The sequence below is a fragment of the Binatus sp. (SeqCode) genome, assembly GCF_049584895.1.
In the GTDB taxonomy this organism is placed as follows: domain Bacteria; phylum Desulfobacterota; class Binatia; order Binatales; family Binataceae; genus Binatus.
Genome location: NZ_JBAUYR010000091.1, coordinates 1 through 9,865 on the forward strand (window position 1 = coordinate 1; position 9,865 = coordinate 9,865).

11 protein-coding genes and 1 pseudogene are annotated in these 9,865 nt (G+C 60.6%); 3 read left to right on the forward strand and 9 right to left on the reverse strand.

Annotated elements, in window-relative coordinates; all coding sequences use genetic code 11:
• Together WB650_RS16155 and WB650_RS16160 are read right to left on the reverse strand one after the other, a co-directional pair.
• Positions 1-350: nuclear transport factor 2 family protein (locus WB650_RS16155; protein ID WP_423961201.1), on the reverse strand; the 350-nt coding region annotated here is incomplete at its 3' end.
• Positions 351-352: 2 nt separating this feature from the next.
• Positions 353-928 carry a pyruvoyl-dependent arginine decarboxylase gene (locus WB650_RS16160; RefSeq protein WP_422306253.1) on the reverse strand — a complete coding sequence of 192 codons (576 nt, stop codon included), beginning with the start codon at positions 926-928 and terminating at the stop codon, positions 353-355.
• A 147-nt stretch (positions 929-1,075) separates the two neighbouring features.
• On the opposite strand from WB650_RS16160, the gene WB650_RS16165 reads away from it, so the two are divergent.
• Positions 1,076-1,954 (forward strand): aldo/keto reductase, encoded by an 879-nt coding sequence (locus tag WB650_RS16165; protein ID WP_422306255.1) that lies wholly within the window; start codon positions 1,076-1,078, stop codon positions 1,952-1,954.
• On the opposite strand, the pseudogene WB650_RS16170 reads toward WB650_RS16165, so the two are convergent.
• The 3 genes and pseudogenes from WB650_RS16170 to WB650_RS16180 all read right to left on the reverse strand — a co-directional run bounded on the left by WB650_RS16170 (position 1,951) and on the right by WB650_RS16180 (position 4,682).
• A pseudogene (locus WB650_RS16170) lies at positions 1,951-2,605 on the reverse strand (methyltransferase family protein). The gene WB650_RS16165 and the pseudogene WB650_RS16170 sit on opposite strands and share 4 nt — an antisense overlap.
• A gap of 426 nt (positions 2,606-3,031) precedes the next feature.
• Complete coding sequence (locus WB650_RS16175; protein ID WP_422306257.1) at positions 3,032-3,601, reverse strand: isoprenylcysteine carboxyl methyltransferase family protein; 570 nt, start codon at positions 3,599-3,601, stop codon at positions 3,032-3,034.
• Positions 3,602-3,614: 13 nt separating this feature from the next.
• Complete coding sequence (locus WB650_RS16180) at positions 3,615-4,682, reverse strand: type III polyketide synthase (RefSeq protein WP_423961203.1); 1,068 nt, start codon at positions 4,680-4,682, stop codon at positions 3,615-3,617.
• 173 nt (positions 4,683-4,855) lie between these two features.
• Here WB650_RS16180 and pyrE point away from each other — a divergent pair, with 173 nt between their 5' ends.
• Both pyrE and aroE read left to right on the forward strand, forming a co-directional pair.
• Positions 4,856-5,428 carry an orotate phosphoribosyltransferase gene (pyrE, locus tag WB650_RS16185; protein WP_422306259.1) on the forward strand — a complete coding sequence of 191 codons (573 nt, stop codon included), beginning with the start codon at positions 4,856-4,858 and terminating at the stop codon, positions 5,426-5,428.
• Between the two features lie 6 nt (positions 5,429-5,434).
• Entirely contained in the window at positions 5,435-6,307 is an 873-nt protein-coding gene (gene aroE / locus WB650_RS16190; protein ID WP_422306261.1) for a shikimate dehydrogenase, read from the forward strand.
• Here the strand turns inward: aroE and WB650_RS16195 are convergent.
• The 4 genes from WB650_RS16195 to dnaK all read right to left on the reverse strand — a co-directional run.
• Entirely contained in the window at positions 6,294-6,692 is a 399-nt protein-coding gene (locus WB650_RS16195; RefSeq protein WP_423961204.1) for an Hsp20/alpha crystallin family protein, read from the reverse strand. The genes aroE and WB650_RS16195 overlap by 14 nt on opposite strands.
• Before the next feature lie 46 nt (positions 6,693-6,738).
• Positions 6,739-7,185, reverse strand: a complete 447-nt coding sequence (locus WB650_RS16200; protein ID WP_422306265.1) for an Hsp20/alpha crystallin family protein — start codon at positions 7,183-7,185, stop codon at positions 6,739-6,741.
• Positions 7,186-7,330: 145 nt separating this feature from the next.
• Positions 7,331-8,467, reverse strand: a complete 1,137-nt coding sequence (dnaJ, locus tag WB650_RS16205) for a molecular chaperone DnaJ (protein WP_422306267.1) — start codon at positions 8,465-8,467, stop codon at positions 7,331-7,333.
• 85 nt (positions 8,468-8,552) lie between these two features.
• Positions 8,553-9,865 (reverse strand): molecular chaperone DnaK (gene dnaK, locus WB650_RS16210; protein WP_423961207.1); only part of this gene is annotated, 1,313 nt, incomplete at its 5' end.

The following is a 9,865-nucleotide window of genomic DNA, read 5'->3' on the forward strand; positions in this document are numbered from 1 at the left end:
CGCGCGCCGAGCCACATCGCGCGATTTCCGCTGCGCATCGTGAACGGCCCGATGAAGTACCAGATGCCGGTGGCGCGATCGCCATCGACATCGATGATCGGATTCATCACGTTATGCTGCGAGAAGCTGATCCGTTCCTGGAATCCCTGGAACAGTTTGCGAATCGCGTCATGCCCCTGATGCACGCCGACGCCCGCGCCTTCCCAGATACCGTCAGGCGCGAACAGCGCGGTGATTTTCGCTGGATTGTGATCCTCGTCGCAAATAGCGCAGTAGCGGGCCTTGAGCTTCTTGATCGCCTCGATATCCTCGAGCACCGTGATCCGCTTTTCGAGCTCTTCGATACCCATGTTCATCCCGGCTGTTTGTCCGTCGTCGGCAGATTCACAAATACCGCGGCGGTGACGACCGTCGTCCATAGACCGTCGCGATCTCCGATCGCCGACTGCGTGATGTTCCGCGTCGTCACGATTTTATCCGACAGCTTCCACACATCCTTGCGTTCGTCGTAGCTGACGTTGGGATCGAAGTCCACGCCGAGCGCCGTCGCGAGCATCGTCGCGGCCAGGTCCTCGGCATAGTCGCCGGCCTTCTCGTCGGTCTGCCCGAAACTCTTATGCTCTGACAGGTAGCCGTACTGATCCTTGTCAGCCGGAATCGCGAGGCCGACCGAGGTCGCCATCAGGCGATGCGGCTCGTCGGTCGAGTTGTCGTACATGACGGTGTAAACGATCTGTCCCGGGGTCAGGGTCTTCAAACCGTCCTGGATCGAGATGACTTTGCAGCCGGGCGGGAAAATCGAGCTCACGCGAACCAGATTGAACTCGGCGATTCGCGCGTCGCGCAGCGCGAGCTCGAACGAAGTGAGTTTCTCACGATGCCTGCCGACGCCCTTGGTCAGAAAAATAGCTTTGCCTGTTGGCCCCATCTAAGTTAATTCCTCAATTCGATCTCTCCACGTACATAGAGCAAGCGCAAGAGTTTTGCGAGATTACGCATCGATGATCGGTTCGTGAATAATCTTCGGCAACGCGCTAAGATCACGAAACCGAATATTTCAGCGCGAGGTGGCATCGTGATCGAGACAAGTCCGTTCGGGAAAACCGGGCATCAGAGCACGCGCGTTCTTTTCGGTGCCGCCGCGCTCGGCGGGATGAAGCAGGATAAGGCTGACGGCGTGCTCGAGGTGCTGCTCGAATACGGCATCAATCATATCGATACTGCGGCGTCGTACGGCGAATCGGAATTGCGAATCGGTCCGTGGATGCGCGAGCATCGGAAGCGATTTTTCCTTGCCACCAAAACCGGCGACCGCACCTATCAGGGCGCTCGCGACAGCCTACATCGATCGCTCGAGCGACTGCGCGTCGATCAGGTCGACCTGATCCAGATGCACAACCTGGTCGCCGAGAATGAATGGACGACTGCCCTCGGAGCGGGCGGCGCGCTCGAGGCTCTGGTCGAAGCGCGAACGCAGGGGCTGGTGCGGTTTATCGGCGTTACCGGTCACGGCTCGCAGGTCGCCGCGATGCATCGCCGCAGCCTGGAGCGGTTCGCGTTCGACTCCGTGCTGTTCCCGTACAATTTCACGATGCTCGATATCAAATCATATGAGGAAGACGTCGAGGCGCTGCTCAAAGTCTGCCGCGAGCGAGGCGTGGCGACCCAGACGATCAAGTCGGTGGCGCGACGACGCTGGCAGAATGGCGACGGCCGCAAATTCAGCTGGTACGAGCCGCTGCGCGACCGCGAGGCGATTCGCCGCGGGGTGCATTTCGTACTCAGCCGGCCGGGGCTGTTCCTGAACTCGTCGAGCGACGCGACGCTCCTGCGCGACATTCTCGACGCCGCGAGCATGAAAGCGACGGCGCCGGCGCGGGCCGAGATGGAAGCCGACGTCGAGCACTACGCGATGGAGCCGCTGTTCATCCCGGGCGTGTCGGACACGATTTAGTACACCCCCGGGATAAGTCGCGAAGTGCGCGCGCAGTAGGCATCGAATTCGGCGCCGAACTGCGAGCGCAGGAGCGCCTCTTCCGCGCGCATGCGTGCGATGAGCGGTGGTATAAGGCAGACGGTGATCAGCACTCCTACCAACGAGCGAAAAGCCAGTGCCAATCCCATCGTCATAATGAGCAACCCCAGGTAGCTCGGATTGCGGATGACGCTATAGATTCCGCTGATGACTAGTTTATGACCCGGCTGGATCGCGACCAGGCCACTGAACCGGTTGCCGAGCACGAAACCGGCCACAAGCGAATCGCGCCGCCGACAGCAAAGAGCACGACGCCAATCCATCGAGTGGTTTCGCCGTCGATCGTCCAGAACCCTATCCGGTCCGTGTATGGCGGGAGATAGGAGACAAGCAGTGAGAGGGATCCAAAAGCTATGAGAACCCAGCGGTTGTCACGATCTTAACGCTCACCCGGGCTCAGACTTCCCTCGGTGAATATCGACACGACCAGGAGCACGAGGCCAACAACCGCCAGCGTTTTAAGCGCCGGATGAGCGAAGAACCAAGGCCACCCATGCCCAGGACGATTAGGCCGACTTGAACACCAACCGCTATGAAGACAATTACGAATCGGAAGGTCTGCGTCCCCATCTGACTCTCGGATCTTAACTTAGCCGTCCAGCCGAAACCGCTATGCCGAAGAGCGAGTTCCGGTTTCTTAAGTATAGTCCAGCCTCGCGCTTCTAGACTACTTTGCGCCGCACTGCGCGTTCGTGACGCTCGGCTTACTCTAGATAATCGTGCCTGCGGTTTCGCGATACCGGTGCCCGGGCTGGGAATCGCGACCCCGACGAGTTCTACGCCACCGACTCGACCATCGTCGCGGTGAAATGTCGGCGGCGCGATCGTCCCCGTGCTCGTCTCGCTGCATGCTGATGCAGATGCAGCCCGAGCTGGCGTTCATGGCCCTGCTCGTTAGTTTGATTGGGTGGGATTTCGAGCAGGACGAAGAATAACGCAAGAGGAAGAAGATGATCGCGTAGAAGAAGAGGAACGGTGCGAAAAAACGCGGCTATCTTAGCCGTGTCGCAGTCCAGGAAAGAAGCGGCGGCGCGAGCCCAGCGCGTCGGCATAACGCCCACCCATCGCGCGCTCTTCGGCGGGGATTCGTACCGCGAGAATCAATGCGTTGCCGATCGAGAATGCGATCGCGGTAAAGATCGCGCCGCCGATCAACGGCACGGCTGCGATCTCGATCACCACCGCAAGGTAGTTGGGATGACGCATGAAGCGGTACGGGCCGTTAGTCGCGGGCGCGCGGTCCGGGCTCACGATGATTCGCGTGTTCCATCGATCCCCAAGCGTCGCGACTGCCCAGTACCGAAGCGCCTGCGCGACGATTTCAGCGAGCAGCGCGATCCACGGGACTGCGCGCGGCAGAGAGTGTGGGAAAAATATCGCCTCTACTGCGCACGACGCGATGAACAGCGTGTGAAACGCGACCATCACGCGATAGTGCGCCTGCCCAACTTCGACCGCGCCGTGCTGGAACGCGCGGTGCGCGTTGCGGCGTGCGCGATCCAGTTCGAAGATTCGCTCGACGACGAGGATCGCGAGGAGGATCAGATAAGTGCGGAGCGAGATCACGACTTCAGCGAGATCACCACTTCAGCAGTACCAACTCGACCGAGAAGCCGGGACCCATCCCGAGGATCAGGCCGTAGTCGCCGGGAGCGGCTTCGTTGTCTTCCAGCAGTTCGTCCAGGATGAACATCACCGACGCGGACGAAAGATTTCCGACCGATTGCAGCGAGCGCCACGAACGCGCAAGCGCGCCCTCTGGCAGCGCAAGCGCGCCTTCGAGAGTTTCGAGCACCTTTGGACCACCCGCGTGCGCGATCCAATGCTTGATATGCGAGCGATCGATTTTTTGCGTTGCAAGGAACGAATCAACTTCGTCGAGGATGTTGGCGCGGACGAGGTCGGTGAGTTTCGACGACAGAACGATTTTGAATCCGCTATCGACGATCTCCCAGCCTAGTATTTCTTCGGTGTTCGGAAACACGAGCGAGCGCGTCGCTTGTACCTGCGGACCGGCCTCCGCGTTGGCATTGCCGCCTATCAGCATCGCAGCAGCGCCGTCGCCGAAGAGCCCGGACGCTACGATGTTCGCGATCGAAAGATCCTCGCGCTGCAGCGTCAGCGAGCACAGCTCGACCGACAACAGCATCGCGACTTCCGACGGATACGCACGAATGTAGTCGGCAGCGCGAGCAGTGCCCGCCGCTCCCGCGACACATCCCAGTCCAAAGATGGGAGTGCGCTTGATTTCCTTGCGCATCCCGAGCGCGCTGATGACGCGGGTGTCGATGCTCGGCACGGCGATGCCGGTGACGGTGACGAAGAACAGATGATCGACTTCGCGAGCCTTCACGCCGGCGCGCTTGAGCGCGATTTCAGCGGCTGCGGTACCGACTTCGGGCGCAACCCGCGTCCATGCTTCGTTGGTCTTAGCGAAGGTGTCGAGCGGGATGTATTGCTCGATCGGCAAGGCGAGATGACGCCCGGTGATTCCGAGCGCTCCCTGGATTTTGTCGAACCGGCGCAGATCCGACCACCGCTTTTCCCAAAGCTCCCGAAGGCGTGAGGTCAGCTGTTCCTGATCGACGTAGTTGGAGGGTAACGCGGTGCCGGTTCCGATCACACGGGGTGAATCGTTGCTTATCACTTATATCGCGTAGCGCCCGAGTCACGGGACTCATGGCGAATCGCTATCTCTCCTTTGGGTACCCGACGGACCTCACATTGTTCCCTTCGCGCATCTTTGAGGCTAGCACTAGCGCGATCCGAATTATATCGCTCTTGTGCCGCGCGCCACATCCGTTAATATCCGCTTCAACTATGAAATCTGAAGAACGCCGCGAATTGCTGGCGATGCTTGCCCGCGAGTCGTATTTCGAGCGACAACTCACACTCTCGTCAGGCCGCGCGTCCAACTACTATGTCGATTGCAAACGCACGCTGTACCTGCCGCGCGGTGCGTATCTCGCCGGAGAACTGGTGCTTGAACTCGCAACCGCGGCGGGCGTCAAGCAAATCGGCGGAATGGCTGCCGGCGCGTTGCCGGTGACGGACGCCGTTATGGCCGCGGCGCATCGCAACACCGTTGACCTTCGCGGCTTTTTCGTGCGCAAGGAAACCAAGCAGCACGGGCTGCAACAAATCGTGGAAGGCGCATTCAAGCCGGGACTGAAGACCGCGGTGATCGACGATACGATCACGACCGGCGGCTCAAGCCTGCAGGCTGTCGCCGCGATGCGCGAGGCGGGCGCAAACGTAATCGCGGCAATCGCGCTGGTCGAACGCGGCGAAGGCGCGGTCGAAGCCTTCGCACGCGCGGGGTTGAAGTATAGCTGGGTATTCACCGCGGAAGAGGTGCGCGCCGAGCGCGCCGCGCATCCCCTCGCGAGCTGATTTCGATTGGCAATCAATCGCGACATCGCGGTCGCGGGAATTTTTGGCGATCCCGTCGGACATTCCAAATCACCCGCGATGCACAATGCTGCCTACGCGGCGCTCGGGATGAGCCGCACGTATGCGGCGTTTCGCGTCACGCCCGGCAATCTCGCGCCTGCGCTTCGCGCGATTCCTGCGCTCGGAATCATCGGCGTGAATCTTACGGTGCCGCACAAGGAAGCTGCGGCGCGGCTGATAAAAGATCTAAGCGGGGAGGCGGGGATGTTGGGCGCGGTCAACTGCGTCGTGAATCGGCGCGGCGTGCTCCGCGGCGACAATACCGACGCGCGCGGACTCGAGCGTGACCTGCGCGATCTCGGATGCGAGTTGCGCGCGCGGCTCGCAGTCGTGATCGGCGCGGGTGGCGGCGCGGCGTCGTCGGTGCTCGCATGCATTCGGCTGGGCGCGAGCCGCGTCGTGATCGCGAATCGCACTCCTGCCCGTGCGGCAGCACTCGCGCGGCGCTTTTCAGCTAAGGGTGCGCGCGCGGCGGGCGAGCCTAGCGGGCTGGACGCGCTGATGGACTCCGAGCTGCTGGCAGACGCGCGATTGATCATCAACGCGACCTCGATGGGCCTGACAACCGGGCGATTCGCGCGGCTCGATTACGATTCAACCCCCGCCGATTGCTTGTTTTACGATCTGATTTACTCGCGGGAGCCGACCGAGTTCATGAAGCCCGCCCTCGCCGCCGGCCGGCATGCGGCCGACGGCGCCGGGATGCTGATAAATCAGGGCGAGCTCGCGTTCAAGCTGTTCAATCGAGTCGCGCCGCCGGCCGGCGTGATGCGCGCAGCTCTGTTCGATGCGCTGGGACGAACGCTCAGCGCGCGTTGACCTCAATTCGCCGCGGCCGTGTGCGTTCGCTCTTCGGCAGCGTCAGCTCGAGCACGCCGTCCTTCATCGAGGCATTAATTCGCTGCGCATCGATGTCTTCATTCAATTCGAACTGCCGGAAATAGTTTCCGACGTTATACTCGGTGTAGAGCGGCGTGAGCTTCTGGTAAACCTCCGTCGATACCGTTCCCACTATCGTAAGCACGCCATTATTGAGAGTCACCTCGACGTCGCTCTGTTTGACGCCCGGCATGTCAGCAAAGAGTTTCAGCGAGTCGCTCTGCTCCAGAATATCGACTTCGGGCAGAAAGAAACGTCCAGCGCGGGTCTTCTCCTGGCCTTGCACCTGCTGCTTTTCCCTGGTGGCGATTTCCTGCTCAGTCATGTTCGCTTCCTCCTTTGAGAGATTTCTAAACTTGAAGATTTGTAATCTAGGCCGGGTTTACAGCGATCTGACGCGGCTTTGCGGCTTCCGCCTTCGGAATTTTCACAGTTAGTATTCCGGCGTCGTAAGAGGCGGCCGCTTTGTCGATATCGAGTTGCTCGGGCAACTGGATCGACCTCGAAAACTCCCCGAACGATCGCTCGCGGCGGTGATAGCCAGTCGCCTCAGTTGAGGTTTCGCGCCGACGCTCACCCTGGATAGTCAGCGTGTGACCCTGTCCGGACACGTTGATACTTTTTGGATCGATCCCTGGAATCTCGGCTATCACAGCTACGCCGTCGCCGGCGTCAAAGATGTTTACCGGCGGAAAACCACCCGAGGCCGAAACGCCGAGACCATAGCCGGGATTGCGCAGGAAGCGCTCCAGGTCGCTCTGCAGAGCAAGCAGGCCGGCCATAGGATCCAAATTCGATGAATACCTTAGCAGTGCCATAAGAACCTCCTGATGAATGAAAGTTTGGAACCGCTGTTCGAGAAAAAAATAATTCCTCTCGGTCCAGCGTCAAGAGGGTTGATCGCGCAATCGGCGATTTTCGTAACTGCTTATCTGTCGGGATACTACGCGGCGAGTATTCGAACTAGCCGAACATCTCTTTGAGCTTGTCCACGAAGCCCTTGGAGAGCGGATGGTTGACGGCTTTGCCGTCGAGCTTGGCGAATTCCTCGAGCAGTTCGCGCTGGCGCGCGGTCAAGCTGCGCGGAGTCTCGACGATTATCTTGATGAGCTGATCGCCGCGTCCGTAGCCGTGAAGATCGACGATGCCCTTGCCCTTGAGGCGCAGAATTTTTCCCGATTGCGTGGCTGGCGGAATCTTGAGTTTCACTTTGCCGTCGAGCGTCGGCACTTCTATCTCGGTACCGACTGCCGCTTGCGGGAAGCTGATCGGCGCTTCGATAATCACGTCATTGTCCTGGCGCACGAACATCTCATGCTCTTTGACGTGGATGACCACGTACAGATCGCCCTGCGGTCCGCCGCCGTAGCCGGCCTCGCCCTCGCCGCGCAGCTTTAGGCGCGAACCGTTGTCGACGCCCGGCGGAATTTTAACCGCGAGCGATTCGGCTTTGCGGATTCGTCCCTGCCCCTGGCACTTGGGGCACGGGTCGGAAATGATCATGCCCTCGCCGCGACACTGTCCGCACGTCGTCGAGATCGAAAAGAATCCCTGCTGTGTGCGCACCTGGCCGCTGCCGCGACAATTGGGGCATTGCCGTGCGCCGCTCGAGCCGCCGCGAGCGCGAGTGCCGTTGCACGCCTCGCATTGAGTGAGGCGCTGGAACTTTACGACTTTCTCGATTCCGCGCGCCGCGTCTTCGAATTCAATTTCGAGATCATAGCGCAGATCGTCGCCGCGCCGAGTGCGCGAACGCGATCGTCCGCGGCCGGTACCGAAGAAATCGCCAAAAATGTCGGAGAAAACTTCTTCGAAGCCCTGGCTGAAATCGAAACCGCCGAATCCGCCCGGCCCGCCCTGCGGTCCCTGGAACGCAGCGTGACCAAAACGGTCATACTGCGCCCGCCGCTCAGGATCGGAAAGGACCTGGTACGCCTCGTTGAGTTCCTTGAAGCGTTCCTCGGCGTCTTTGTTGCCGGGATTTCGATCGGGGTGAAACTGAATCGCGAGAGTGCGGTAGGCTTTCTTCAGTTCGGCTTCGCCGGCGCCGCGATTGACGCCGAGGACTTCGTAGTAATCGCGCTTATTTGCAGGCGGCATCGCTGGAAGATTCTATGCGAACGTCCATGTCGATGCCATTGGCAGCGCGATACGAACGGGGCCGCTCGCGCGGCCCCGTTGATCATTATTGATCTTTAACTTCTTTGTAATCGGCATCGACCACGTCTTCTTTCGCGCCGCCTTCGCCATTGCCGCTCTGGGAGCCACTCTGACCGCTGGCGCCATCCTGCGGGCCCGCGCCGGCTTGCGGTCCTGCACCCGCCTTGGTCTTGCTGTACATCGCTTCGGCCAGCTTGTGCGACGCATTCTGCAATGCCTCGGCAGCGCGATTCATCTCGTCGGCGTCCTTGGATTCAAGCTTGGTCCGAGCCTCCGCGAGCGCGTCCTCGACCTGCTTGCGTCCGGCCTCGTCAATCTCGGCGCCGTGATCCTTGAGCGTCTTCTCAGTCGTGTAGATCAGGTTGTCGAGCTTGTTGCGCGCTTCCGCCTGCTGACGCCGCGAATGGTCCTCGGCGGCATGCGCCTCGGCCTCGCGCACCATCTTCTTGATCTCTTCCTCGTTGAGTCCCGACGACGCGGTAATCTTGATCGACTGCTCCTTGTTGGTGCCAAGGTCCTTCGCATGCACATTCACGATTCCGTTCGCGTCGATGTCGAACGTGACCTCGACCTGCGGCATCCCGCGCGGAGCCGGCGGAATTCCGATCAAGTCGAACTGGCCGAGCAGCTTGTTGTCCGACGCCATCTCGCGCTCGCCCTGGAAGACGCGAATCGTCACCGCCGTCTGATTGTCCTGCGCGGTCGAAAAGACCTGGCTCTTGCGCGTCGGAATCGTCGTGTTCTTCTCGATGAGCTTGGTGAACACGCCGCCGAGCGTTTCGATTCCGAGCGACAGCGGAGTCACGTCCAGCAGCAGGACGTCTTTGACTTCGCCCTTCAGCACGCCCGCCTGGATTGCGGCGCCAATCGCGACGACCTCGTCCGGGTTGACGCCTTTATGCCCTTCTTTGCCGAACAGGCGCTTCACCCGCTCCTGCACCGCGGGCATGCGGGTCATGCCGCCGACGAGCACGATCTCGTTGATCTCGCTCGCCTTGAGGCTCGCGTCGCGCATCGCGGTCACGCATGGCGGCTCGAGCCGGTCGAGCAGATCCGAGCACAGCGCCTCGAGCTTCGCGCGCGTCAGCTTCATGTTGAGATGCTTGGGCCCGGATTGATCGGCGGTGACGAAGGGTAGATTGATATCCGTCTCGGTGACAGTGGACAACTCGGTCTTGGCCTTCTCTGCGGCTTCTTTCAGCCGCTGCAGCGCCATCCGATCTTTGCGCAGATCGATTCCCTGGTCCTTGCGGAATTCGTCGGCCAGGTAATCCATGATGCGCTGATCGAAATCTTCGCCGCCCAGGAAGGTGTCGCCGTTGGTCGCTTTGACCTCGA

What these genes read in the sequence shown, in the direction of transcription:
- pyrE (WP_422306259.1), top strand. Translation starts at nt 4,856, where the DNA reads ATGAAATCTGAAGAACGCCGCGAATTGCTGGCGATGCTTGCCCGCGAG.
- WB650_RS16195 (WP_423961204.1), bottom strand. Translation starts at nt 6,692, where the DNA reads ATGACTGAGCAGGAAATCGCCACCAGGGAAAAGCAGCAGGTGCAAGGC.
- WB650_RS16200 (WP_422306265.1), bottom strand. Translation starts at nt 7,185, where the DNA reads ATGGCACTGCTAAGGTATTCATCGAATTTGGATCCTATGGCCGGCCTG.
- dnaJ (WP_422306267.1), bottom strand. Translation starts at nt 8,467, where the DNA reads ATGCCGCCTGCAAATAAGCGCGATTACTACGAAGTCCTCGGCGTCAAT.
- WB650_RS16160 (WP_422306253.1), bottom strand. Translation starts at nt 928, where the DNA reads ATGGGGCCAACAGGCAAAGCTATTTTTCTGACCAAGGGCGTCGGCAGG.